Below are 26,582 nucleotides of genomic sequence, written 5' to 3' on the forward strand. Positions count from 1 at the left end.
AACACAAATGGAGTGAGCAAAGGCACCGGTATGTCCGGCGCCTTTTTTACATGGTACAAGTCCGATCCTTTCGGCTTGTTTCATGTGAGCGACGCCGGTGATCCGGCGTCTTTTTATGTGGAAAAAATCGATTTCTCATGGAGTCTGCCGGATCATCGCTGTCTGATGGCCCATACTCCGAGGAGGAATTGAGATGGAACCAAAATTTGATCAGCTAAAAACATTTATCGTTGAGAAGGGATGGTCACCCTACCGCTTCAAGCAAATCCTACAAGCGGTATTCAAGGAAAGGATCGATCGATTTGAGCGAATGAAGGCGCTCCCACTCTCCTTGCGCAAGCAGTTGCAACAAGCCTTCGGTGAATCGATATTGAGTCTAAAGCCGGTCACCCGCCTCTCATCCGCTCAAGCGGACAAGGTGCTGTTTGAACTGCCTGACCACAATAAAATCGAAACCGTGCGCATGATCTATCGCGCCGGTTGGGAGTCGTATTGTATTTCCTCTCAGTGCGGCTGCGGATTTGGTTGCAAATTTTGCGCCACTGGAACGATCGGGATGAAGCGAAATTTAAGCGCAGATGAGATCACCGATCAAATCTTGTATTTTTATTTGCACAAGCATCCCATCGACAGCATTTCCTTTATGGGAATGGGTGAGGCGCTTGCCAACCCGCAAACCTTTGTCGCCTTAAAAACGCTGACCGACCCGCAGCTGTTTAACCTGAGCCCGCGCCGGATTACGGTTTCCACGATTGGGATTATCCCTCAGATGCGCCGCTTGTCACAGGAGTTTCCACAGGTAAATATCACTTTTTCCCTCCACTCTCCCTTTGACGAGCAACGGAGCGAATTGATGCCGATTAATCGTAAGTACCCGCTACAGCAAGCATTGGCGCTGCTGGATGAACACATTCAAAAACATCGGCGCAAAGTTTACATCGCCTATGTGATGCTTCCTGGTGTCAACGACACCCCTGATCACGCCGAGGCGCTGATTTCACTGCTGCAGGGGCGCGGCTCTTGGGATTATCTGTATCAAGTCAACCTGATCCGCTACAATCCCGCTGTCGGAACCCCGGAAGCATACAATCGCCCGCAAAAACGAGAGCTAGACTCCTTTTACGAGCGATTGAAGGAAGCAGGCCTCAACGTCACCGTCAGACAATCCTTCGGAGTGGACATCGACGCGGCCTGTGGTCAACTGTACGGGCAGTACTATATTCGTGGAAAGCCGAAAGAGGTGGAGGAAAAATAGAGTGTTTCAATTGGCTGCGTAATTGAATGATGAAGTCAAAAATCCCCCTTTCTATTGATAGATCGGGGGATTTTAAAACAGACCTGATGTTAGGAACTGTACGTTAATTCGATACCCTTCAAAAAAGGTAGCTACGATAAACCTTCATCCACAATCCGGGGACACAATCCCCTATCTTTTGTAATTACTGAAATTATTACAGTACAGGATGTACAGAATGGGGAAAAAAGAAATGGTGACTAAGAAAATGGCTCTAAAAGGGTACAGAAAGGCAGGAAGGATGGGAAATAGCCTCGGATTAGGCATCCCTAAAGGGATTGTAGATAAGTTAGGGGTAAAATCAGGTGATGAGTATGAAATAACTGCCGATCCCAAAACAGGGGTTATTACTTCCAGGCCAATCCAAAGGTTAGGGGTTGACCCTCAGTTGTTAAGGGACTTGGATGAGCTGATTGACGAGTATGGTGAAGCCCTGGAGAAATTGAAGGACAAATGATCAAATACCTAACACTTAACGAGATACTTGCCGCCCACATCAAAGTCATGGAAGAGTTTGATGACATAGACCAGGCTGGGGTGTATCCTGAAAGGTTAAAATCAGCTATTTTAAGGCCCCAGGCAGAGTATTTGGGACAAGAACTCTTCCCCACCATATGGGATAAGGCTGGGGCACTTACCCAGTCCATTATTCAAGATCATGTTTTTAACAACGGGAACAAGAGAACCGCTTTTGCCTGCCTATGGCTATTCCTCAAAAGAAATGGTTATCCGTTGAAGATGTCTAACAATGATGTGGTGGATATGATGGTTGCCTTTACAACTGAGGATCGGTTTAAGGGTGATAATGGAGCAAAAGAGATAGGTAAATTCATTGAGGATATAGTGAAATCGTCTTTCTAGGGGACCCTCCCACTCTCCTTCCCATGCTCGAATAAAATAAAAAGCCATCCTCCTCATAATGGAGAACGGCAGGCGGCTTCTCTAAAAAGTTATTCCTCGGTTCGGTCAAACAGCCGTCTATTTTCTTCCGTGTCCCGTAAGTCCTCCGCGCGAATACTCCGCAAGGATTCCGCGTCATTGACCAAACGGCCCTGTTTGTCGTTTCTTTTCTTGTCGTTATGTTGATGTTCCATATGGTTTCCTCCCAACACAATCTTTCGTTGTCAGCATATCCGATCACAGGGATTTTCAATCGTGCCCAAGTGATTTCGGCTCTGCCTCACCCCTTTAATCGCTATGCCCTACCCGAAAGAGAGATGGGAATACCTAGCCGTTTGAAATAAATTGTACGAAAAAGGACTGGAGAGTGATTGTTTTCTCCAGTCCTTTTACTCTTAGTAATCATATCCTCACTGTTTAAAGCTCCCGCCGAACAAAGTCCATTCGTTTTAACCAATCACTTTATCCGGCTAGTAGCAACCATCAAGCCTTTTTGCTTTTCCGTTTTTTCATCAATACCTCATATACCAACGGCACAATGATCAGTGTCAGCAGAGTAGAGCTGGTTAGTCCCCCGATCACGGTGACACCTAAGCCCTTGGAGATTAAGCCGCCGCCTTCCAAGCCGAAGGCTAGGGGCAGAAGGGCGCCAATGGTGGCGATCGCCGTCATCAGAATCGGACGCAAGCGCGTACCTGCCGCCTCCAGCAAGGCATCCCGGGTGGAGAGCCCTTCATTTTCCATGTGAATCACCCGGTCGATCAGCACAATCGCATTGGTGACGACAATCCCGATCAGCATCAAGGCGCCGATCATAGCGGAGATGCTAATCGTTTCCCCGGCGATCCAGAGAGCCGCCAAAGCGCCGATCACGGTGAAGGGAAGCGAGAACAGGATGGCAAAAGGCGCACGGCCGCCACCGAAGGTGATCACCAACACCAGATAGACGATGGCGATTGCCGCCAACATCGCCAGCCCCAGCTGGGTGAAGCCTTCCGTAATCTGCTCGCTCACCCCGCCAAACTCCACGGTTACCCCAGCGGGAAGATCCAAGTTGTCCACTTCTTGTTGCAGCGCACGAGTCGCGCTGGACACATCGTCTCCTTTGATATCCATGGTGACCGAAGCGCTCAGCTTACCGTCCCGCCGTGTTACCGTATCAGGGGACTCGCCTTCTTCCACCTTCACCAATTGGTCCAAGGCCACTTGCTGTCCCATGGGGGTGCTGATTTTCTTTTTCTCTAAATCCGCTTTGTCTTGATAGGAGATTTGATCCGTTTCCAGATAGACCATCACATCTTTGCCGTCCTGTTTGATCGTCGTCAGGACGGGGCGTTCCCCTATCCGCCCCAATTCGCCCATCAACTGAGCCGGTGTCAGTCCATGCTGGGCCAATGCTTCTCTGTCGGGAACCAGCGTATACTGTTCATACGCTTCCGCGAGGCTGGAATCAACATTGTCCACTTCACCGGTCTTTTCCGCCGCCTTCATCACATCATCAACCACGGGACGGATCTGATCGAGATCGTTTCCGTACACATGCAGTTCCAGTTGGTTGCTACCAGCGGAAGCCCCCATATCAAGGGAGCCCCAGGTACCCGGGTCCTCCCGTTTTTCCAGTTCTTTTATCACCTGGTCGCTCTCTTGTGAAAATCCTTCATAATCTTCATCGTAGCGAACAAAGAAGAGGGCTTGGTCACTTCCGCCGAAGTTCATCGGATTTCCTCCGCCAATGGTCGTTTGCACCATCTCGACCCCATCGCGCTTTTGCAGGAAATTGTTGGCATCTTCGGCGATGTTGATAATATTTTCTTCTGTTTGCCCCGGCGCCGGATCAAAGGTGACATACATCACTTTTTCTTCATCACCCGGCAGGAAACTGACCCCGATCAAAGGTACCAGGAACAGGCTGCCCACCAGCAGAATCAGTGCTACACCGGCGGAGATCCATTTATGGTTAAGGGAGGCATTCAGCAGGCGACGATACCCTCTCGCCAGCCGCCCGGTCTCTTCTTTCTCGCTTTCGGATAGATTCACTTGCTCCAACCCTTTACGAAAGAGGGAGTGGGTCATCACCGGCACCACTGTGACCGCCACTACCAGGGAGGCGAGCAATGCAAACGCAACGGTGAGGGCAAAGGGTAAAAACAGTTCTCCTACCGGCCCTTTCACCAACCCCAGGGGAACAAAGACGGCCACGGTCACCAAAGTGGAAGACAGGATCGGAACAAACATCTCCCGTGTCGCCGCCAGCACCAGTTCCTTTCCGCGCAGCGCCTCGCCTTTGGTCTTCATCCGGCGGTAGATGTTTTCTATGACGACGATGGAGTCATCCACCACCCGCCCGATCGCCACTGTCATGGCGCCCAGTGTCATCACGTTTAAGGTGATATCCATCTGTTTTAATGCCAACAACGCCATCACCAGCGAGAGCGGAATGGAGACCACCGCAATCAGTGTGGTGCGGAAATTACGCAGGAACAATAGAATCACCAGGAAGGCAAACAGCGATCCAATCAACGCCTTGTTCAGCATAGTGTCTACCGAATCCTCGATCGGTTTACCCTGATCAAATGCGGTAAACACATTTAGGCCGTCAATCTCCCCTTTCAGTTTGTCCAGCTCCTGGTTGATACCGTTAACCACTTCCACCGTATTGGCATCAGGGGCTTTGACCACTTGCACCCCGATCGACTCCTTGCCGTTGGTGAGGTTAATCGACTCCGCTTGCTGTACTTCCTCAATATCCGCAATCTGCTTCAGTTTCACTGTGGGGATACCCGCTTGCGCGGCCATCGCTGCATCAGCGGGGGCTCCCTGCATTGCAGATCCCGCGGTGGGCGCTCCCTGTTCGGGAGAAGCTCCTCCCGATCCCGGTGCCCCTTGCATCGGAGCAGACCCCGTCGCTCCCGCACCTTGACCGACAGCGGGAATCTCCAGTTCTTTTAACTCTTTCAGGGAATGAATCTCCCCATTGATTTCCATCAACTTCTCAGAATCACCAAAGGTATATAGTCCCAAGGGATAATTACCGGCAGAAGCCCGGATGAGATCATTAACTGTATTTTCATCCAATCCGTATTTCTTCAATTGATCCGGTTTGTACTTCAGTTGACCCTCTACTACTTGCTGACCGGCAACATCGACGGAAGCGACCCCGTCCACCCCTTCCAAGGCGGGTACCACTTCATTTTCCACTTTCTCCGTCAACGCTTGTGGAGAGAGTTGGTCGCTCGTCATACTGAAAGCGAGAATCGGAAATTCATTGAGACTGAGACGGGACGTTTCCGGATCGTGTACCCCTTCCGGCAGATTCAGCTTCGCCAACGTCTCTTTTAATTCGTCTTCCGCCTCTTTCATATCCTTATCAAAATTGTACCCAATCTGAACAGACGAGACATTTTGCATGGATGTGGAAGTGACCATATCCACTCCCGCCATGTTTTGTACCCGCTGCTCAATCGGCTTGGTCACATTTTCCGCCACTTCATCGGGGGATGCACCCGGATAGCTGGTCTGGACCATCAGCTGAGGAGCGGTAATATTGGGGATCATCTCCAGCTTCATCGTCATCCCCGCATAAAGACCCGCTGCTGCCACTATCAAAGTTAACAGCCACAGGGCGAATTTATTGTTGAGCGAAAATCGGATAATGCTTTTCACCTTTCTTCTCACTCCTTTTTTTGTTAGGGTTGATGAAAAAGGATAACTGGTGGATAATAGAATTGACCAAGTAGTCATGTTCCCGGTATGACCAGTCAGTCATTGATCGATAAACCAATAATCACTGCTAACTGGAAGGTTCAAAAGAAATCGGATTGGATTTCCTTCTTACTCTGATGGGAATTCACAATCTGAATTAATCATAAATGACCAGTCAGTCATTTGCAATTAATTTTTTGTTAACCCTTTATGAACAAGTAATTCGAATTAATACAAACGATATATTGACCATCCAGTCACACAAAAGAGGTGATGACATGAACAACAAACGGACTCATATCCTGGAATGTGCTATGAAATTGTTTGCCGAAAAAGGATTTCACCATACGACGATCCAAGAAATCGCCGATAAGAGCGGGGTTTCTAAAGGAAGTGTTTACATCTATTTTCGCTCCAAAAACGATCTGATTCTATCCATTGTGGAACATAATTTCAGCATGATTCAGGAGCAGATGGAGGCATGGAATCAGACAGGGTTGCCGGCGCGGGAAAAAATGATGCGGAAACTTAACGTTTATCTGGGTATTCTCCAATCCCGCAAAGAATTTTTCATCATGTTGATACGGGAACAGGGAATGAACCTCAATCAAGATCTAAAGCGGATTTTTCGTGATTTCCAAGTTCAAACCCACACCTGGTTGGGCACCAGTTTGGAAGAGATCTATGGTGAATCCATCCGTCCTTATCGCTGGGATATGACTATCATCTTTGAAGGAATGCTCCATTCACTGTTAAGAATGTGGGTCTTTGGTAGGAGCGAAAAGGATATCTCCGTATTTTCCACCTACTTACTGGAGCGATTGGACGATCTAGCAAAAGGTTTGCTGGATCGAAACGCTACACCGTTGATCGATGAAAAAACCTACCCCCATTCCTTCCGGGATTTCTGTTCCAACAACGGATTACCATGGAAAGAAGTGCGGCAATTGTTGGATCAAATGGAGACAAAAATAAACGAAGAACCCTCTGAGCGTCTTCAGGAATACCTTCACACCTTGGAAATCCTGCGAAAAGAGCTGGATAAAACAGAACCGGATCCGCTCCTTTTTCAGGGCATGCTCGCCAATTTAAAAGGCGTAAAAGCACTGGACCCTATACGCCAAAAAGTGGCCACTCTGCTAAATATCCAGTTGATTTAACCTTTTTGCATCAGAAGTCTCCCACTTCTAAAGGGATGCTTAGAGCAAACTTTTTTCCTGTTTGTAGAAAAAAGCCCAATGGGTCGAAATTAGGATTACGCACATATTTCAAACACTAAAAAGATTCATCCAAAAGGGATGAATCTTCTGATATAATTATGTAGGTAGCTAGTCGAAGGGCGGAATGACCCACCCCACTCCATCATGAGAGGGGGTGAGGCCATGGCTCTCGCTTCCCTGATCGTGGAGGTAGCTGGTGTTGTTGTACAAGCACTTGCTGTCTATGTAGCGTATCAGGCACTAAAGCGAAAGTGACCCGCCTTCGGCAAAGGTCTCAGGTCACTTTCGTGTGACGTAATACCGGGTCGTCTGCTCGACGACCGGCTACCACTAATTCTATTCATATGTTAACACAGGCATACATGATCTTTCAAGTTAATGGATTGTTTTTTCCATATATGATTAATATACCAACCAGTCCATGCGAGAGCGAAATCCAATAAAACCCCATGCTCATACCGGATTTTATAACCCGGCTGAAGCATGGGGTTTCGTTTACACCTTCCTATTACAATCAGAACAGCAGCTCGTCAGGATCGGGACCGACGCGACGATCCTGGTTGAGTTCGTTGATCTGCTTCATTTCATCAGGGAAGAGCTCAAAGTCAAAAATATCGGCGTTGGATTGAATACGGCTTTCTTTGACTGATTTAGGGATGGTGACGACTCCGTTTTGCAGATCCCAACGCAAGACGACTTGGGCCGGGCTTTTACCGTGCTGTTCCGCAATTTTTTTAATGATGGGTTCATCTAGAATCTCCCCTTGCATCAATGGACTCCAGGCTTCCAACTGAATGCCTTTGTCCTGGCAATAGGCAAGCAAATCGGGTTGTGTCAAGCGGGGATGATATTCCACCTGATTGACGGCGGGAACGGTATCCGAACGGCGCAGCAGTTCTTCCAAGTGGTGAATTTTAAAATTGCAGACACCGATGGCCCGTGCTTTACCGTCCTGCTGGATCTTTTCCAGTGCGCGCCAGGTGTCGACGTATTTATCTTTACCGGGCCAATGAATCAGATACAAATCCACATAATCCAAACCCAGCCGGGCCAAGCTTTCATCGATAGCGTTCAAGGTTTTGTCATACCCCTGGTCTTCGTTCCACACCTTGGTCGTGATAAAAAGCTCTTCCCGCGGGACGCCCGCATCACGAATGCCGCGGCCAACCCCTTCTTCATTACCGTAAATCTTAGCGGTATCAATGCTGCGGTATCCATGGCGGATCGCCGCTGTCACAGACTCCTCCACCGCATTCCCTTTTACCTTCCATACTCCGAGGCCAAACCAGGGCATTTCCACACCGTTGTTAAGCGTTACGGTATCCGTCAAGCTGCGCGGCAGGTTCATGAAGATTCCCCCTCCAATATGTAAACTCACTCTCTTTATACCACGGAACGAAACGATTGACACCTCTACAATAAAATAAATGAATAAAGTAGATCCGTCTGCGGTAGAGCAAAAACCGGTCAAAACAATAGTTATATCGGCATTCTCACTTTTCAGCTAGGAAACCCGGTTTATTCATTCATAAAAAGAGCTCAACCTCCCCCGCCTACGCTAACGCTAAGAGGCGGAGGTTTCTTGCCATCGGAAGTGTAGATACTTACAGGTAAATAAGGGTTTGCCTCATACACTCAATCGAAAATCGGATATCATCGCCACCTGCACTGCGCCACTATAGCTACAACGCCAACCGCTCCGGTGCCCGGCGAGCCAAGTTTAAATCATGAGTCACAAGCAGTACCGTTTTCCCTTGTGCATATAACTCCTTCAGCAATGAAAAAATATGATCCGCATTTTTGGAGTCCAGATTTCCCGTCGGCTCATCAGCAAAAATATAACGGCTATCTTTGGCGATCATCCGTGCAAATGCCACCCGTTGCTGCTCGCCTCCGCTCAATGTGTACACTTTTTTCTTCTCGTAGCCTTTTAATCCGACACGCTCCAACACTTCTGCAATGATCTTGTGCTGATCGCCCCCCTTTTGATAGCGCAGAGCAATTTGGATATTCTCTTCCACTGTTATATTGGGCAGCAACGCATAATTTTGAAACAAATAGCCGATCGTGTGCCGACGCAATAACATTTTCTCCCGTTTATTCGGATTCGTTTTACCGGCAATGGAGATTTCACCATCGTCCGGTTTTTCTAACAAGCTAAGCATATTTAATAGTGTCGTTTTGCCTGTTCCGCTCTCACCGGTAATGGCTAAAAACGAACCTTCCTGCACACATAAATCGTAATCTTGAAACAATCTCCGTCCATCCAGTGTTTTTGTAATCCCATTTGCTTCAATCATCCTCTACAGCTCCTTTTTCAAATTCAGGTATACACGGTTCATCAAAACCTTTACCAAGCCGACACTAGCCCCGATATTCAGCACGAGCATAGCTACCGTGATCCATGTCAATGTCCCTAATTGAAGAAGGAATGACAGGCCCAGCAGCACGGTAAAAATACCCCCATGCATCAGAAGCAACCCTTTTTTTAATGAGTAAAAACCTTGTCCATGAATATGTTGCACAAACAGCTTCAATTTGTTTTTGTGGAAATAACAAAGGGTATAGTAAAGGCTGACGCTGAGGGTGGCGATACTTAACGCCACAATCACCATAAGCAAAGCAACCCGGGTGGTAGCCAGTTCCTGAATCATTTTCCCATAGGTATCATAAACAGACTCCACCCGTTGTAAGGCGGAAGCATCATTAGCCATAGCAATCGAGCTAAATAGCTGCAGCGGATCATCTTCATCGGAATAAAAATAATAGTAACTGCTGAGATAGCTCATATAATAAGAAGCATCAAAACTGGTTTGATCGATGATCGCAATTGGATCATGAATGAAATAATCCTCCTCACCCTTTTCCTTTGGATTAAACGTAAAATACGATTGATTGTCTTTTACATAAATAATATTGACGTCGAGATCTTCTTTCGTCATCGTGTTTAACGGTTCGCCTTTGTCTTCACGATAAATGTTTTCTACTTCAACCTTTTGAAAATAAAAATGGGAAATAAAGTTCTCTTTGATCTCGGCTTCTTTTTCCCGCAACGAGATCGGTACTAATATATTTAATACGTTTTCATCGTTCATCAGTTGTTCATAAATGGAGCCATGTTCGCTCTCAATGGTGTTATAGGATAAGTAATTCTCATTAATCGTTATCGCTTTTCCATAAGGGTTTGTCCGGACATCTTCCCCTTCTTTTATATTCAAATCATATGCATACACACCCTCCCCGACCTCATCATAGTTAGACGGATCTATGAGGAAACCGCTCACTTTCTTATTCAAATCTTGATATGCTTGTTTGACCGCCTGGTTTTGTTCATTTGCAACATGTGCACTAACCTGATTTTGACCGATATATGTCGTCACGGTCTGATAAAGATTCTCCGTTTTCTCCCATACAGACAGATTTTCTTCTAAGCCGGCGATTTTTTTATTTGTATCTTGTAAAAAGAAAAGTGCACCAACTGAAAACCCGAGAAAGACGATCGTTAATAGAAGACTAGCACCCATCAATAGGTTATAGGGCTTTTTCCCTTTTAAGCCCTCATATTCATCGCGGCTGTGATACATCCATCCAATAAGAAGAGCGCTGGTAGTGGCAAAAAACAATAGAAACAAACTGACGGCCGCCAAAAACAAGAACGTTATTTCAAGCAAATTGGACGGGTACCCAGCAATCAGCGTGAAGCTGAAAAACGAGAGATAAGAAACCATCACCGCTGTTAATAAAGCAGGCACCCATTTACGCCATTGTATTAATACTGCTGCCCTCCACGTATAGCCGCCTATTTTCATTACTAGGATATCGCGCTTCTTATGTATGATATCAAATGCCATCGCACCAATAATACTGATCAGTAAAGCAAGCATCGTAAGCATAATAATCGCAGAAGTGCGGATCAGTGTTTCCAAAGACATCAACGGTTGAATTGTGACATCGATTATTTCGGTGGTTACTTGCTCTTCCGCAAACCGATGGATGATTTGTTGGATTTTATCGTGATCTTGTGTATCAAAGTAATAAATACCATTGGTAGATGCTTGCTTTTGATGATCCAGTAAAAAAAGATTAATCGTGATTTGTGATTCACCTGATGTAAATCTTCCTACTTGGGCGGATGTATCTGTCATCTTTGTCGAAATAAATTCACCCGAACCTGCTGCAGGGTAAGTTCCCTCGACTAAGCGAATCCGGTTATCCAACGTCGGATCAGTGGTAAATATCTGGGTATGCTTTGAATCCTTAAACGAATACTTTGCAATGCCCACATCGTAATCCTTTGCAACTTCCTCAATAAAATCGTTTGCGTTTTCTTTTCGTTTAAAGCCCTCAAAATTCAACATCATTCCAGTTCGCCCGTCATAGAGAAGTTGTTGAAATTGATATTGTTCAACAACTTTAGCAGACAAAAAAAGGAATACAACAAATAACAACGCTGTCAAAACGGCACTCACTTTCTTCATATTGATCCAATGCTCCTTTATAACAAAAATGCGGGAATGACATCATTCCCGCAACGGAATCCACAAAATTTTCCTTATATTCATATTAACCTTTGTTTGTTTTGTAATAGTTTAAAATCTTTTAGCCATATTATTTATAATTATAGTAGGCTTTGTTTGTTCCGTTAAAGGTGATCCACGGTAGTTTAGCAGTACTAAATACGTCCTTTGACTTCCATCCGCCTGATTTATAATCACCATGCCCATTCACAACAGAAGTATGCCCTTGCTTCGTATAATGCTTATAGCTAGAATAAACGTATGCTATACCCTCCCACTTCTTTCCACGGATCCAATAGCCACCACCCATTTTCCCACTTTCAATATCGGGAGAAATACCGTCGGGATTACCCACTTCCCCTTCAACTAAATCGTGATCTTCATTAATAACCTCCGAGCCTCCACCTTCTGATTCAACCGTAGGATCACCCTGTGCATTCGCTGCTGATGCAAAAGGGGTTGTAAGCAAACCCGCTGCTACTGCTAAGCTAAGAGCTCCTTTAATGATCATTGCTTTCATCAAAACCACTCCTTTTTAATGAATATAGCATATTTATAACTCTATTATTAATCATACTTTTACGCCAAATTTTCGACATTATATATAAAAATATAGCATATTACGACATGATTCGCATTGATTTAATCCTTATTTACATTAAGGCGCATATACCTTAATGGGTACTGGTAGCTTTTGATGTTGAAAAAACAAAACCCGCGATAGCGCGGGCAAAATGCTACAGGTTTTAGTGGTCGCAACTTGCACAACCCCATATGCTGTCCGTTTTCAAAGATAATCAAATTCTAGTATAAATCACAGAACACACGTTCGCGAGTCCTTTTCACTGATCATCCCTTTCACTCTAACCTTCCTTTTCCCGCCCCATCCTTAGCCATCCGCATCCGCTTTCTCATCAAAATCAATGGAGAGTGCCAGCACTTCCGCCACATCCATCGTTTTCACCTGCTCCTCCACTTCTTTCGCCTTGGTGCCGTCGCTCATCATTGTTAAACAGTAGGGGCATCCGCTGCCGATGAGGCTGGGTTTGGTTGCTAAGGCTTGCTCCGTGCGGGCGGTGTTGACGCGGACACCGGCGTCCTCCTCCAACCACATCATCCCACCACCCGCACCGCAACACATGCCGTTTTCGCGGTTGCGCTCCATCTCCACCAGTTCGATCCCGGGGATGGAACGGAAAATATAGCGAGGGGCTTCATATTCCTCATTGTAGCGACCCAAGTAGCAGGAGTCGTGGTAGGTGACGCGCTCCTTCACCTCTTTATGCGGCTGTAATCGTCCTTCCTTGATCAGTTGGGCCAACAGTTGACTATGATGGAACACCTCTACTCCATCCATGCCAAAGTCGGGATATTCATTTTTAAAGACATTGTAGGCATGAGGATCCGCCGTCACAATTTTTTTCACCCCGTGCTTTTGAAACAACGCAATATTATCCAGCGCCAGCTGTTGGAACAAAAACTCATTTCCCATGCGTCGGGCTGTATCACCGGAGTTTTTCTCTTTTTTACCCAGGATGGCAAAGCGAACACCGGCATGGTTTAAGAGCTTCACCAAATCGCGGGTAATTTTTTGACTGCGATTGTCATAGGAGCCCATGGAGCCGACAAACAGCAGAACATCAAATTCCTTCTGCTCCTTCACTGTGGGAGCAGCCAGCCCTTCTTCCAGCCCGTCCTTCCATTTCTCCCGATCCTTGCGGCTAATCCCCCAGGGGTTACCTTGCCGCTCAATGTTTTGGAAGGTACGAGTCGCCTCCGCCGGCATCTCCCCCTGTGTCAGCACCAGGTGGCGCCGCATATCGACGATTTTATCTACATGCTCATTGGAAACGGGGCAGGCGTCTTCACAGTTGCGGCAAGTGGTACAGGCCCACAGTTCCTCGGGGGTGATCACATCGCCGATCAGCTGAACGGGATAATCGTAACCGTCCTCATCTTTGGTAACAGCCACCTCGGCGGCGGCGTTGGCACCGCTGAAAGCGTATGCCGGCATCCAGGGAGTGCGGGAGGTGATGGCCGCCCCTTTTTCCGTGAGATGATCCCGCATCTTGACCAACAGATCCATCGGTGAAAGCATTTTGCCGGTACCGGCGGCAGGGCAAACATCGGTGCAGCGACCGCACTCCACACAGGCGTAGAGATCAACCAATTGATTTTGGTCGAAGTGTTCAATTTTGCCTACACCGTACTCCGTCAGTGATTCATCTTCAAAATCGATCGCCTTCAGTTTAGATGGAGGCCCTTGTCGCTTTAAAAACACATTGAGCGGTGCCACAATCAAGTGAAAATGTTTGGACTGGGGCACATACACCAAAAAGGTCAGCAACACCAGCGTATGCATCCACCAGAAACCATAAAACATCACCGCCGCCGTCTGAGTGGACATCCAGGCAAAAGGAAGGGCCAGCACGGAGGAGATCGGTAACGCCCAAGACGGCTCAATTCCCAGCCACAATTGTTCAAAGGCAGTGCTCATCAAGATGGAAAACATGAGCGAGGTAAGGAAAAGAATCACTAAGCCGGCCTTCCACCCGCGCTTTAAACGGGTCAACTTTTCCACATAGCGACGATAAAAAGCGTAGAGGGTAGCCAATAAAACAGAAAACACCGTCAACTCCTGAATAAAAGTAAAGACAGGATAAGCCGGCAGCGGCAAATGACTCCCCGGAAGAAACCCTTTAATAAAGAGATCGATGGCGCCAAACTGAATAATGATAAATCCATAAAACATCACCACATGCATCAGGCCGCTTTTTTTATCTTTTAACAATTTTTTCTGCCCAAACACATTGACCCAGACTTCATGTAGGCGTTCTTTCATATCGGTAGAAAAATCAGCCGCTTTTCCCAACTTGACATAGGTATAGCGGGCATACACCACACGGGCGAACAGATAAAACCCGTAACCGACTGCACCGATAAACAGAATCAGATTGACCACTTGCCATATCGACACCACATTCACACCCTTCCATATAGATTGCCGTTCCCACCCTTAACCAAGGTAGGTTGGTTTTAAGCGTTAAGTAACAGCTTCGACGTATCAAAATTAAAAGGCTTCTGAGTATTGTTCATCTGACAGCGGTTTCATTAACTGGGTTGGGCCAGGGTTGCTGCTGTTAACGTCATTGTAGCACAAAATGAGTGGTTGTTCATTCATATTATGAGAGACACTTTGCTTTTTTCCCTTTTCTGAAAACCGTAATGGTTCTTCTCTACAAACGCCGAACATCGGAAAAAGTATTTAAAACTAATTATCGATACCAAATCGAGCAATGGTTAAACCATACTGATTTTGATTTATTAAAACGTTAATTATTTTTTTAAAAATATCCGATGAATTTAAGAGGGTTTTTTAAATTTTTGTAGAATATTGATTTCGGTTGAATGACAACCAATCCATTTTTTGAAGGGGGAAGGTGCTTTGTTGAAAAAAGTGACTGTCATCGCACTCGGGTTGTTGGTGTTTGGATCCTGGACGCCTGCGATGGCCTATCAATTGTGGGGGTATAAGTGGGCCAGTTCCACCATCTCCTATGAGTGCGACATGTACGGCGATTATACGACCCAATGCAACAACGGCCGCAATGACTGGAACAGCCGCACCCGGGCAAACTTGGTTTATGGCGGCTCCAGTGCCGGTATCCGTACCAATGCCGCCGATTACGGCAACACCTCCTGGAGCGGACTCTGCTCCCTGACCCAAGTTTCCGGTAATACGATCCAACGGGCGGAAATTTCCATCAACACTCGTTATACCGATGGCTATTCCTCTTCTCAGCGTAAAGGCGTTATCACCCATGAACTGGGGCATGCTCTCGGGTTGGCCCATGAAGATCGTTTAGGACCCGGCGGCTCTGTGATGTACTCCAATGACGGCCGCACGGTTTATTCCCCCACTTCGGACGATGTCAACGGCGTCAACGCCATGTACTAAAATGAATTCAAAGGAGGATTGATCCATGATCAAGGCGATAAAGCCCAAAGCGTTCCCATTGGTCGTTGCCCTGTTGGTGGTGATGTTGATGGCGGGTTTATACATCTCATTTCTCGCTCCTAAGGAAATGGAGCTGGGTATTTCCGTCGATCATGCCTACGCTAGTGTAGATGAGATGAAAAAGGATGCGGAACTCATCGTAGAGGGTACCACTCTTTCTCAGGAAACCATCCGTTATGAAGGGGTTCTCTTCACTGCCAGCACGATCAAAGTGGAAAAAGTTTTGAACGGAGAGCTGCAACAAGAAGAGATCACCGTTTTGGAAACAGGTGGTTTTGACGGAAAAAACCATCTGACGATGGAACACAACCGCGTAATGGACACCTCTGACCGCTATATTTTATTCCTGGAGAAATATGAAGGCTCTGTCGTTGAGAATGATGCTTACGTAATCACTGGGGCATATCAAGGTAGGTTTAAGGTAAACGGTGATCAGCTGGAACCCGCTGAACATGTCAGCAAAGGTTTGGACAACATCGACAGCAAACAGGAGCTGTTGACCAATATCAAATAATTGGATAGGTGAACAGTTATGGCGATCCGTAGAAAAAACCCGCCCGGCAGCGGACGGATCACCGTGACAGGCTGTTTGGAACCGGGGTGTGGCAGCACTCCGGTTCTTTTTTGTCTGCATAATCATGGTATCACAGGAATCAAACTGTGATCCAGCTGAAAAAATGCCATAAATTTAGTACGACGGGAATATTACTCTTGCAATAAAATATCGATTTTAATATAGTGCCTTAGGGGGGGTATAAGCGAGAAGCGCAGAGAAAAATAGAAGCAATCGCTTTTTGATCACACTATCCTATTTTTAATCACCTTTACACTGACATCGCTGGGGGCGGATGAACAATAATCCTTAAACCTAATGGTTTCCCTATAATAAGGATAGAACTGAGTAGCGCTTCTCCCTCCACATCGCACTCACTCCCTACTCATATCATCCTCAAATGCACAACCCTACCTTTTGACCCCTCTCTTACGAAAGGAGTGTAAGCATGGAAGAAACAAAACGAAAAGGATTTGTGACTCGTTTTTTGGACATGATTGAATGGGTCGGAAACAAACTTCCCCATCCGATCACCTTATTCGCCATTCTCGCGTTATTGGTTATTCTTGCGTCCGGCCTATTTTCCGCCATGAATTTATCGGTGGATAATCCGGCGGAACCGGGAGAGACAGTAACGGTAAAAAATCTGTTGAGCGGTGAAGGTGTCGCCTTTATCTTCACCAGTATGGTGGACAATTTTATCAATTTTGCTCCATTGGGTGTGGTACTGGCTACCATGATCGGCATCGGACTAGCTGAGCGCACCGGCTTAATCAGCGCCCTGTTGCGTGGATTTGTCACCTCTGTGCCCAACCGCTTAATCACACTGGGATTGGTTTTTGCCGGCATTATGTCCAGCGTTGCCTCCGATGCCGGTTATGTCGTATTGCCGCCCCTTGGCGCCGTCATTTTCGCGGCGATGGGTCGACATCCCTTGGCCGGTCTGGCTGCTGCTTTTGCCGGTGTATCCGCCGGCTTTAGCGCCAACTTATTTCTATCGGCCACCGATCCTATGCTGGGCTCCCTTACCCAGGAAGCAGCCGCCACCCTTGATCCTGCCTATGCGGAAACGATCAACTTTGCCATGAATTATTATTTTATCGCCGCTTCCGTCTTCTTTCTTACGATTGTCGGTACCTTTGTTACGGAAAAAATCGTGGAACCGCGCTTAGGCGCATATAAAGGTGAAGTGAGTGGCAGCATCGAAGGGCTAAAGCCGGAAGAGAAAAAAGGGATCGTCGGTGCAGGGATTGCGCTATTAATCTCCGCCGGTCTGATGTCGCTTTTAATCTTGCCAGAATGGGGACCGATGCGTGGTGAAGGGGAAAGCCCCATTATCGACTCTCCCTTTATGCACTCGCTGGCCGTAGTGATTCTGATTTTGTTCTTCATCCCAGGGCTGGTTTACGGAATGATCACCAAAGCCATTCGCAGCGATAAAGATGTAGCGGATCAGTTGTCTGATACGATGGCCACCATGGGGATGTTTATTGTGCTGGCTTTTACCGCCGGTCAGTTTGTCGCATACTTTAACGAAACCAACATGGGGCTGATCCTCGCCGTCAACGGAGCCCAGTTTTTGGAGAACATCCAGTTGACCGGTATCCCATTGGTATTGGCTTTTATCGTGGTAACCGGTTTTATCAACCTCTTCATCGGTAGCGCCTCCGCCAAATGGGCCGTGATGGCACCGGTCTTTGTACCAATGATGATGCAGCTCGGCTATTCTCCCGAATTGACACAGATGGCTTACCGGGTCGCCGATTCCACCACCAACATCATCACACCATTGATGACCTACTTTGCCATCATTATCGCCTTCGCCCAAAAATACGATAAAAAGATGGGCATCGGCACACTCATCTCCACCATGTTGCCCTACTCCATCGTCTTCACCATCGCCTGGACCCTGATGTTGATCGTCTGGATGTTCCTCGGAATCGACCTCGGTCCTGGTTCACCGATTGAGTATAGTAAATGATTGGCGGATTAGAGTGATCGAACCCTGAAAAACGTTCATCAAAAAACAGCCTAGGACATGAAGTTCAAGGCTGTTTTTTTACGGAAATACGAGTGGATTAGTCTAACCCTGAGTGGTAAACATCAGCCATCGTTTGATCTCTGCCAATATCACTTCCCCCAAGATATCACTAACTTACTTGAGAATCTGTCATCGAATCTTAAAAAACAAACAAGGAATAGGGCTGATTGTTCTCTTGGTACTTTTGAAACAACTTTTCAAAGTACCGCTTCATCTCTTTTTTTTATTTTCTGCCTCTTTCCTATATAAAGCTTTTCAACACACATCAACTCTCCAATAATCGAATGCCTTTTTCCTTCATATACCCATCAATATATTCTTGAAATTCCTTAAGAAAAGCATCAACATCAATGGTACGGTTCATCAATTCCTCTTCATAAAACTGAACCTGGATTTTACCGGAACCAATCTCGTTAACATTCTGCTCCCCCAGCTCTCGTATCAAATAATTCATTACCACTTCCTGCGGAACATATTGTTGAAACTTCTTCGTCAGTTCCAACACTTCATCCTTTACCGTCAGATTTGCCGATGTATCCTGTACTTTTTCATACAGCTCCCACGGTCGGTATAAAAAACACGGCTCACCAATAAAGGCACTCCATTTATCCCCGACCCATAGCTCCCTTACTTCCGGAATGTGTGCAATATCCACCATCACTTCAAGCAACTGTTCCGTCCGTTGTCGATTGATATTGGGATCCTCTGTCTGAAAGGGGCGGGAACCTTCATATTCTTCAATAACCATAATTCGTTTGCTGATCTTCAACCGATTGACATATACTTCGTCGGTGACGGTGGGGTTGTAAAAGGTAGATTCAAAAAGTTGATAATACCCCTGTTCAATGTTCTCCCTTACTATTTGTTCAAATTCATCTGCTGTAATCTCGCCCCTATAAGGTTTATTAATAGGGAAATATTTACTCCCATATACCTTTCTAATAGGTCCCCAATGATTTACCAACTTCTTTGTTATCTGAATTCCTACTTCTTGATAATCGCCACCAATATACGATCCCCAAAAAGTAGAAGCCAGATCATTCAACTGTTCCATACGACTTTCACCCCATTAATTGTTTCTTCTACCCCATTCAACCCATCTCACTTCAATCTGAAATCCAGCCTCCTCAAATCCTCGTTGAATACTGTCGATAGCTTCACGTGGTGCGTGATTGGGAACTTTAAGCATATATCGTATCTCTGCATTACTATCTGTAATACCCAACTCCCGTGCAAGAGGAAATCAATCTAGATTCTGTTGCAAATACTCCACAGATCGATGATGTTTAATCATTTGGATGTGCATCATCCTACTTGAATTCGGACCTGTATTTTTTCTAAATCCATTATCCATCATTTCAGTAGGATCAAGGTCAGCATAACGATTAAAATCATCTCTACTCCACATCTTTGCTTCCTCAATAATAGTAATCTTACCATCTTCAATCACCATGTCATCAGGTATCCCCAGATCACCTCTTAGATCAGGATTTTCCCCCCTAGCAGTATTACCGACACTTCTAAATAACCGACTTGTATCCTCTGTTCCAACACTTCCGGGCAAAGGATCATGTCGTTCAAAAGAGGCGTGACCTCGGTTGTTAGATCCTCCTCCCCCCGCACCACCGGAACCCCCACTCCGACTGGATTGCCTTACATCCGGCTGGTTCCAGTCCATGCGCATCCCAGTACCGGCTTCCTGCACCTGTCGTCCCGGCATCCATTTCCATGTTACCCTTTAAGGTACAACTGAATCGCTTACAGCTTCAGCTCTTTTGAATACGCTCTTCGAATTTTCCCCATAACAAAATCCCCTCCAAGTATACGATAAGGGGTTTGCTTTTTCTTGTATACCTAAAGGGGGTAGTACTATCAATGAAACCGCTTTTTTGTGTGATCTATAAGATCCGTGCCCCACACCTCATCGTTGTCAGCAATGCGCTCACACCGGATAGTCCAATCTTCGGAAAGAAGGGAGAGAAAGAGCCTTCACTGGTGCTACGGACGGACAGTAGAGAAGAGGTCCGGCCGGTAGCGGCGTACCCAGTCGCCCATCGGGCCCTCCATCCATCTATCGTCCAATCCGGCCAGTGGAATCGCCACCTCGGGTGCGCCCGTATCCGGATCACGTGGGGCTCGGGCAAGCAGATCCTTCACCCACTTGGGAGTGTTTTCCGGAATCTGCTGCTGTTCGCCCCAGCCGATCAGCCCAGAATTGCGCCAGGGTTGTACGGTAAGCTGCGTACCGCTCGGCGTGCCGACACTCGCTCCCGGCTTCGTCATCTCTGTATGGACTTCACCGATACGGACGATCCGCTCCCAGCGAAGGCGCACATGGAAACCGTAATCGTCCCACCATTCGACGCCCGCCGGTGACATACGCAGCACCGTGCTGAGGAAACCATGTCGTGATTTAAGGTAGAGACGGTACACCAAGAAGGCGGTCGGCACGAGTCCCATCGCCATTCCTGGAAAAAGGCGACCGCCGAACGGCAGCGATCCGAGAGCGATCATGATGGCGTAGAAAACCACCAGCAGCGGTACGAATCCCAGGTTAGCCCGTAGCATCATTACCCAAGGGTTGCGGACCCGAAACTCCTGTGCCGAAGGGTCACCTGCGAGTGGCCATGGCTGCCTGTTTACCTGATCATCCGTTCGGGCACTTCCTTTATCGCTCACTCATATCCCTTCCTTTTTACTGGGGTCAATGGGCTAAAATTAACCGCATCACTTATTTAAAATATAAGCATGCTCATCTCTACTTGCAAGCGCTTGGCGTCATCATTGAACACTTGTAATAAAGTCCGTACGAGATTACCATTTCGTTGATATAGCAGCTCAGAGACGTTGATTCGCTCGTCTAAAAAAGAAACCTACAGGGCATAAATATTATCAGCATATAATTGTCCTTTATCATCAGCTATATTTCCATCTATATAAAGAGCAATAATTTGCACATAATATTGCACAAATGATATCGTGGAGGTGAGCAAAATGTCTATACCAAAGGGGAAAAGGAAAATGGCGACAGATCTTTCAAAAGTTCAATTGGACAACAAGTTTAGCAAAGAAGAAATCTTGCGTGCCGCAGACCTTCGCAAACTCAGTCAAGATCAATTGATCAGACTTCTCCGTTCCCATGACAAGCTAGCATTGTTCTTCCAAAAAGAGGGGATGGAAGCTGTTATGATTCGCTATGAGTTATTTGAAACATTGGTCAAAGCAGCCGAATCCATGAACGAACTACTAGAAGATATAGAAATAGCCGAAAGGTACAAGGACCGATTCAACACTTCACCAAAGGAATTTCAGCAAATCGAAGAATCCACTAAAAATTACCTTCAGAAAATTGCCCAACAGTCACAAGAGGATAAGAATGGGAATTAAGCGACATCCGGATTTTGACAAGGATTTAACTGCCCTTTTCCATCAAGCGATAAACGTTAATGAGATGATTGCATGCGTAGAGAAAGCCTTAAATGAGATTGAAAAGTATCCCGCAGCACAAGCAACATTGAAACGACCACCTTTAAAGGGACTATATAAGAAAAAGTTTTTTTCAGTACTACACCCAGCTGAAAATTTAAAACCAGACCTACGCATTGTATATCAGTATCTTCCAGAAGAGTCCGTCATCCTTCTCTTTGCGGTTGTTCGAGAGAACAGTTATGGTTCAATCGAACGTCGTGATCAGTCCTCTTTACTATAACGACCATTGAATCTATTCGGGATGAGCTTGGGATTGTATCGAAAATATTAAAATTGATCGAAAGGCCAATGGGCTAAAGTTAACCGCATCATTTATTCAAAACGGAAGCATACTCATCTCTACTTGCAAACGCTTGGCGTCATCATTGAACACTTGTAGCAATGTCCCATAGAGAAGCGCCCCAAAATCTTTACGGATCGTGCCAAATTTCGCTGCACCGACGGCCGATTTTGTCCGGCTTAGTATCTGGGAGAGAAACCACTCATCCTGTAATACGGTTTCTAGACTGTAAAACTCCGTTATTTGACTTTTGCGATACGCCAGCAGTACTTTTGACCAGGCAAAAGCAACAAACCGTGGAGAACTCCCCATTGGAACAATCGCTCGACAAAATGACGGTGGGATATTATATCCCGCATAACTGTAGTCCATCTCTTCTTCTGTTGATTCTCGGAACAAACCGTCTCTATCGTCATACGTAATACGTTTTTTCTTTAACGGAGCCTTGTGACTAGTATTAGAATGATTCTGAGTTTTTACGCCAAAATTCGACAGCTTCTCCCTTGTCTCCAACCTTTTTCCCTCATCGGTACGGGCGATCATTGACGGGCAATCACCCGGGTGATCAGTCGCCCCATCATCGGCGTCTTCTACCTGGTTCGGAACCGCATCTGGGGTAAACACGATCAGATTAGCACCATTTCCGCCCCTTTTGGGACGGATATACGGCACCCGCTGCAGGAAACCCAGCCGCTCCATCTTTGCCAGACTTCGCCGGACTGTCGCCGTCCCCTTATCCAAGGCTTGTCCAATTGTGGCTATCTTCTGCCCAAACACCCCAAAATATTTGACCGAATAGCGGCTCATGTAATCCAACAAAATCCGATCCGTCTCGTTCAACTGGTCGGCAAAATAGTACCGAACCCCTCTGATAAATGCGTTAAACTGCTCCACACTATCAAAGCGTGAAGATTGGGCCATCTCGGCGTAGTATACACTTGTCGGTTGATTCACCTTTCTCCCCCCGTTATTGGCGGAAAGAAAGCCGACCAGACACAAAATTTGTATAAAGCCTTGCAAGTCCGAATCTTTTTCGGTATCATGAAGGCAACTTAGGTTTTGTTAGAGTTTTGTGTCTGGCGCTCGGCAATGGCCGGGGGCTTTCTTTTTGCCCGCTTGTCATTATAACGCTGTAACGCTGTTATGTTTCAGTTAAAAATATACACTATAGAATTTCATTAGTCAATGAATTCTGTCCCTTTAGGAATTATGAATGAAAGGGGATCAAAGTGTGGGGAAAATACGTGTCGTCCTGCGGGATACATTGAACGAACTGGGTATGACACAAAAAGAACTTGCTCAACGTACCCAAATTAGGGAATCTACAATCAGCTTGTTAACCCGAGATGCGGGGTCCTCAGTCAATAAGGAAATTCTCGCCAGAGTAATGGATGCACTTGAGATTGACGATATACGGAAGATTATTAAGTATGAGCCGGACGAGAAATAAATCCGTACAATAAAAACCCAGCGAAGACTTGATTCCTTCGCTGGGTTTTTATTTTAGCCCTATCGTGCTTCCGTATAAAAAGGGAGAGCGGTTGGTGTTTAGTTTCACTATAATAAAAGCAAGCCAAGCAAGTTTGTAAAGGAGAAAAAACGACGGCTTTCTTATCCGTTCGATCCGCCTGAGGCTACAAGGCTTTGTCATTAACCTCGACACCCTTAAGGGTACCCATCTTTTAGCTTAAGTTACTCCCAGGTAAGTTTAGGATCTAAGTATCCAGTTCCATAGAAATATCAAAATGCTTGAACCATCCGATCAAAATCAACATAATACTCCGCCGGGTGATCTACACCCACTCTTTCAACAGTGATGAAAAAGTATTCATCTTCTTTTTCAACATTAAGCATAACCAATTCAAGTGTTCCTTTACGATCATCTTCTGGATAAAATTCACAGCAAAAACGCGCTCTCCCCGTTCTTCCTCATAGTCACCACCGAATACCACGAGGCACCCCAACTCCTCTTGTTCAAGATCAGCCTGTGAACAAGTACCACCATCAACGCTGGATAAAACATCATAAACTTGATTCCAAATAGGGTTTTTAATAGTTTTTGTGTTACCCTCGACATTTAAAGTCCAAAAATGCATATATAACCCTCCTACCATCTTCTTCTTTTTAATTCGGAACGTGGTGTAATAGTTTGTTCTCCGCTTGGGGTTATTACTCTTAATTGGTCCAATCTATATTTATCCTATAATTTTTTTATTTTATTATTTAATCGCAGAAGGATTTATCGGGAATATTAATCATCCTACAGCTTTCCATCCAAAAACTATAATTATTTTTAATTCAATTTCAAATAACTACCTTACCTAATTTGTTTATACTTGTAAAGAAAAAAACAATTTTAATAAATTTATGATTGTTTTTACTTGATGACTCTAGTAGAATATTATTGTCTAAAAATAAAGAAAATGGGGGTATTAGGGTTGAAGGATATGACGTTTCACTTAAAGGATGATTTTGCCCGTCAACCGGTTCCCTTGGCCGAGCGAAGAAAATGGTTTCTCATTACTTTAGTATGGATCGGGGTAGGAACGGATATATTTGCGGCGGTAATCGGTCTACATTTGGCCGATGGACAAACAGTATTAGGGGCCCTTATTGCATTACTGATAGCAAATGTGATTCTAGGAATTATCGGTGGCTACTGTGCTTACATAGGAAGTGCAACGGGATTGTCTACTGGGATGATTACCCGCTTTGCTTTTGGAACGACTGGCGGACGACTGGTCACCTGGGTAATCGTACTTGTCTGGTTTACGATCAATGGAGCATCGGTCAGCTTGCTCGGTGAATCGGCCCAATATACACTCCAAGCCATCGGCATTCCAATCTCGGTTTCCTGGGCAGCTGTCCTCGGCGGTTTACTGGTAACCATTACCGCAACCGTTGGTTATATTGCAATCGAACGACTAAGTATGGTTGCTGTCCCGTTAATGTTATTTCTATTAGGCGGATTAATCGGGAAAGTAATTGGAACGGAAAACAAAGGAGAATGGTTACACGCGGTTCCCACTGATGGAATTTCCTTAAGCATGGGATCGGCGATTTCATTCATCGTTGCCAGTTGGATGATTGTTGTTGTAATCACCCCTGATATTGCACGTTGGGCCAAATCCAAACGAGATGCTTATTTATCCGGTTTTTTTGGATTTTTGATTGGAAACAGCCTGATGATCGGTCTATCTGTTATCATTATCCGGATTACTGGAGTGGAAACTGTGATCGACATTTTCTTGTCCGTCGGTTGGGGAATATTAGCTATCTTTACGATCATCCTCGCGCAGTGGACCACCATGGATAATGCTCTGTATTCTATTGGATTAGGTTTGTCTTCTCTAATTCGAGCGCCGAAGTATCTTCTAACTATGATTACGGGCCTAATTGGGTGTGTCTTAGGGTATTTTCAAATCCATCAATGGGTTGCCTTTTTAATTAATATTTCAGGTATATTACTCGCCCCGATCGCAGCCGTGTATATGGTAGAATACTTTTTTCTAAACCGATCACGGTTTTTATTTGCCTTTATTCGAGATAGTCAATTAAAACCGATTTATTGGACAGCACTTACCTCCTGGATCATTGCCGCCCTCATCGGATTGATGACCACCCCTCCAGGTGAAGGAGGATTTGGACTGTTTCAACTCACTACCGCTGCAAGTCTCGATGCCTTTTTAGCTGCCGGGATTATCCATTTTCTAATTGGAACTATAAACGAGCGGTTCAACGGCCCGCAAAGGGAGGTTACCAATGTCTGATTATACGGTGTTTACATTACTCGAAAAACCGAAGATGCTGCCGCAATTGGATCGTCTGGCTCGAAAATCATTTCCTGATTTTATTTATGCAGGGGATCAGGCAATTAAAGAACATACCAATCGAATTTTAGAACAATTCCCAGAATACCAATTTGTCTTCATTAAAGGAGAAGAAATGATTGCAGGCGGCCTAACCGTCCCGCTACGATGGAACGGTACGGATGATGATCTCCCCGATAACAGTGAAGGCTTATTTCAAACGGATCGCGGCCAACCAAATATTCTATGTGCTTTAGCGGGCCTGGTTGAGGAAGATCACCAGGGGAAGGGGCTCAGTCGGGATGTTTTGCTGACGATGCGAAGCATTGCTGAGAAAAACAGTCTATCCTCTCTATTGGCACCGGTCCGACCCAATCACAAAACCCATTATCCGTTGGTTCCAATGGAGATATACATGAACTGGCGCAGAGAAGACGGCTTGCTCTTCGATCCGTGGATGCGGGTTCATGAACGTTTAGGCGCTAAGACACTGCGAATCATGACAGCAGGTGTTTATGCTCAAGGGACCGTGCGTGAATGGGAAGACTGGACCGGTATACGTTTTCTCGACAGCGGACCCTATGTGATTCCAGGGGCTTTAAACCCAGTGGAAATTGATTTGGAAAAGAATGAAGGGGTTTATATTGAGCCCAACGTATGGATGGAGCATCGAATTAAAGATTAACCTAAAATCTTTGGCCACTTTAAAGTGGCCTTTTTTGATTAACCATCTTTTGGGGATTGGCATGTTTTAAAACA

At 45.9% G+C, this 26,582-nt stretch carries 24 protein-coding genes; 12 read left to right on the plus strand and 12 right to left on the minus strand.

Annotation, left to right across the window (positions count from 1 at the left end; translation table 11 throughout):
* Window positions 1-187: 187 nt before the first annotated feature.
* The 3 genes from C8J48_RS15290 to C8J48_RS15300 all read left to right on the plus strand — a co-directional run bounded on the left by C8J48_RS15290 (window position 188) and on the right by C8J48_RS15300 (window position 2,155).
* A complete protein-coding gene (locus tag C8J48_RS15290; protein WP_281261228.1) occupies window positions 188-1,255 on the plus strand; it encodes a Cfr family 23S rRNA (adenine(2503)-C(8))-methyltransferase in 1,068 nt (355 codons plus the stop codon).
* Between the two features lie 217 nt (window positions 1,256-1,472).
* Window positions 1,473-1,751: an AbrB/MazE/SpoVT family DNA-binding domain-containing protein gene (locus C8J48_RS15295; protein WP_107728109.1), complete on the plus strand. Its 279-nt coding sequence runs from the start codon at window positions 1,473-1,475 to the stop codon at window positions 1,749-1,751.
* Entirely contained in the window at window positions 1,748-2,155 is a 408-nt protein-coding gene (locus C8J48_RS15300) for a type II toxin-antitoxin system death-on-curing family toxin (protein ID WP_107728110.1), read from the plus strand. The genes C8J48_RS15295 and C8J48_RS15300 overlap by 4 nt, the downstream gene beginning before the upstream one ends.
* An 89-nt stretch (window positions 2,156-2,244) precedes the next feature.
* Here C8J48_RS15300 and C8J48_RS18840 read toward each other — a convergent pair whose 3' ends face one another.
* Complete coding sequence (locus C8J48_RS18840; RefSeq protein WP_170105593.1) at window positions 2,245-2,388, minus strand: hypothetical protein; 144 nt, start codon at window positions 2,386-2,388, stop codon at window positions 2,245-2,247.
* 289 nt (window positions 2,389-2,677) lie between these two features.
* Entirely contained in the window at window positions 2,678-5,857 is a 3,180-nt protein-coding gene (locus tag C8J48_RS15305) for an efflux RND transporter permease subunit (RefSeq protein ID WP_107728111.1), read from the minus strand.
* 317 nt (window positions 5,858-6,174) lie between these two features.
* Here C8J48_RS15305 and C8J48_RS15310 point away from each other — a divergent pair, with 317 nt between their 5' ends.
* On the plus strand, window positions 6,175-7,056 hold the full coding sequence (locus C8J48_RS15310; RefSeq protein ID WP_170105595.1) for a TetR/AcrR family transcriptional regulator: 882 nt from the start codon (window positions 6,175-6,177) through the stop codon (window positions 7,054-7,056).
* A 574-nt stretch (window positions 7,057-7,630) separates the two neighbouring features.
* On the opposite strand, the gene C8J48_RS15315 is transcribed toward C8J48_RS15310, so the two are convergent.
* From C8J48_RS15315 to C8J48_RS15340, 5 genes are all read right to left on the minus strand, one after another.
* Window positions 7,631-8,458 (minus strand): aldo/keto reductase, encoded by an 828-nt coding sequence (locus C8J48_RS15315; protein WP_107728267.1) that lies wholly within the window; start codon window positions 8,456-8,458, stop codon window positions 7,631-7,633.
* Between the two features lie 340 nt (window positions 8,459-8,798).
* Window positions 8,799-9,416, minus strand: a complete 618-nt coding sequence (locus C8J48_RS15320; protein WP_107728113.1) for an ABC transporter ATP-binding protein — start codon at window positions 9,414-9,416, stop codon at window positions 8,799-8,801.
* A 3-nt stretch (window positions 9,417-9,419) separates the two neighbouring features.
* Window positions 9,420-11,594: a DUF1430 domain-containing protein gene (locus tag C8J48_RS15325; RefSeq protein ID WP_107728114.1), complete on the minus strand. Its 2,175-nt coding sequence runs from the start codon at window positions 11,592-11,594 to the stop codon at window positions 9,420-9,422.
* 130 nt (window positions 11,595-11,724) lie between these two features.
* A complete protein-coding gene (locus tag C8J48_RS15330; RefSeq protein WP_245891245.1) occupies window positions 11,725-12,153 on the minus strand; it encodes a lactococcin 972 family bacteriocin in 429 nt (142 codons plus the stop codon).
* Between the two features lie 369 nt (window positions 12,154-12,522).
* On the minus strand, window positions 12,523-14,610 hold the full coding sequence (locus C8J48_RS15340) for a (Fe-S)-binding protein (protein ID WP_107728115.1): 2,088 nt from the start codon (window positions 14,608-14,610) through the stop codon (window positions 12,523-12,525).
* A 480-nt stretch (window positions 14,611-15,090) separates the two neighbouring features.
* On the opposite strand from C8J48_RS15340, the gene C8J48_RS15345 reads away from it, so the two are divergent.
* From C8J48_RS15345 to C8J48_RS15355, 3 genes are all read left to right on the plus strand, one after another.
* Window positions 15,091-15,591, plus strand: coding sequence for a matrixin family metalloprotease (locus C8J48_RS15345; protein WP_245891260.1), 501 nt, complete (start codon window positions 15,091-15,093; stop codon window positions 15,589-15,591).
* Window positions 15,592-15,616: 25 nt separating this feature from the next.
* The gene (locus tag C8J48_RS15350; RefSeq protein ID WP_107728117.1) at window positions 15,617-16,165 is read left to right on the plus strand and encodes a hypothetical protein; all 549 of its coding nucleotides are present in this window, start codon (window positions 15,617-15,619) and stop codon (window positions 16,163-16,165) included.
* A gap of 487 nt (window positions 16,166-16,652) precedes the next feature.
* Window positions 16,653-18,185 (plus strand): AbgT family transporter, encoded by a 1,533-nt coding sequence (locus C8J48_RS15355; protein WP_107728118.1) that lies wholly within the window; start codon window positions 16,653-16,655, stop codon window positions 18,183-18,185.
* Window positions 18,186-18,510: 325 nt separating this feature from the next.
* On the opposite strand, the gene C8J48_RS15360 is transcribed toward C8J48_RS15355, so the two are convergent.
* The 3 genes from C8J48_RS15360 to C8J48_RS15370 all read right to left on the minus strand — a co-directional run bounded on the left by C8J48_RS15360 (window position 18,511) and on the right by C8J48_RS15370 (window position 20,924).
* On the minus strand, window positions 18,511-19,299 hold the full coding sequence (locus C8J48_RS15360) for a hypothetical protein (RefSeq protein WP_107728119.1): 789 nt from the start codon (window positions 19,297-19,299) through the stop codon (window positions 18,511-18,513).
* A gap of 189 nt (window positions 19,300-19,488) precedes the next feature.
* Window positions 19,489-19,929 carry a hypothetical protein gene (locus C8J48_RS15365; RefSeq protein ID WP_107728120.1) on the minus strand — a complete coding sequence of 147 codons (441 nt, stop codon included), beginning with the start codon at window positions 19,927-19,929 and terminating at the stop codon, window positions 19,489-19,491.
* 314 nt (window positions 19,930-20,243) lie between these two features.
* Window positions 20,244-20,924, minus strand: a complete 681-nt coding sequence (locus C8J48_RS15370) for a hypothetical protein (RefSeq protein WP_107728121.1) — start codon at window positions 20,922-20,924, stop codon at window positions 20,244-20,246.
* Window positions 20,925-21,239: 315 nt separating this feature from the next.
* Here C8J48_RS15370 and C8J48_RS15375 point away from each other — a divergent pair, with 315 nt between their 5' ends.
* Together C8J48_RS15375 and C8J48_RS15380 are read left to right on the plus strand one after the other, a co-directional pair.
* Window positions 21,240-21,632, plus strand: coding sequence for a hypothetical protein (locus C8J48_RS15375; protein WP_107728122.1), 393 nt, complete (start codon window positions 21,240-21,242; stop codon window positions 21,630-21,632).
* Window positions 21,622-21,954, plus strand: a complete 333-nt coding sequence (locus C8J48_RS15380) for a type II toxin-antitoxin system RelE/ParE family toxin (protein WP_107728123.1) — start codon at window positions 21,622-21,624, stop codon at window positions 21,952-21,954. The genes C8J48_RS15375 and C8J48_RS15380 overlap by 11 nt, the downstream gene beginning before the upstream one ends.
* A gap of 96 nt (window positions 21,955-22,050) precedes the next feature.
* Here the strand turns inward: C8J48_RS15380 and C8J48_RS15385 are convergent, their stop codons facing one another.
* Window positions 22,051-22,968: a hypothetical protein gene (locus C8J48_RS15385; RefSeq protein WP_107728124.1), complete on the minus strand. Its 918-nt coding sequence runs from the start codon at window positions 22,966-22,968 to the stop codon at window positions 22,051-22,053.
* Window positions 22,969-23,245: 277 nt separating this feature from the next.
* Here C8J48_RS15385 and C8J48_RS15390 point away from each other — a divergent pair, with 277 nt between their 5' ends.
* Entirely contained in the window at window positions 23,246-23,464 is a 219-nt protein-coding gene (locus C8J48_RS15390; RefSeq protein WP_170105597.1) for a helix-turn-helix domain-containing protein, read from the plus strand.
* Window positions 23,465-23,807: 343 nt separating this feature from the next.
* On the opposite strand, the gene C8J48_RS15395 is transcribed toward C8J48_RS15390, so the two are convergent.
* On the minus strand, window positions 23,808-24,110 hold the full coding sequence (locus tag C8J48_RS15395; protein ID WP_107728126.1) for a hypothetical protein: 303 nt from the start codon (window positions 24,108-24,110) through the stop codon (window positions 23,808-23,810).
* A gap of 351 nt (window positions 24,111-24,461) precedes the next feature.
* Between C8J48_RS15395 and C8J48_RS15400 the strand changes: the two genes are divergently transcribed.
* Complete coding sequence (locus C8J48_RS15400) at window positions 24,462-25,784, plus strand: cytosine permease (protein ID WP_245891261.1); 1,323 nt, start codon at window positions 24,462-24,464, stop codon at window positions 25,782-25,784.
* Window positions 25,777-26,508, plus strand: a complete 732-nt coding sequence (locus C8J48_RS15405) for a hypothetical protein (protein ID WP_107728128.1) — start codon at window positions 25,777-25,779, stop codon at window positions 26,506-26,508. The genes C8J48_RS15400 and C8J48_RS15405 overlap by 8 nt, the downstream gene beginning before the upstream one ends.
* Window positions 26,509-26,582 lie beyond the last annotated feature (74 nt).

The organism is Desmospora activa DSM 45169 (assembly GCF_003046315.1).
GTDB classification, from domain to species: Bacteria; Bacillota; Bacilli; order Thermoactinomycetales; family DSM-45169; genus Desmospora; species Desmospora activa.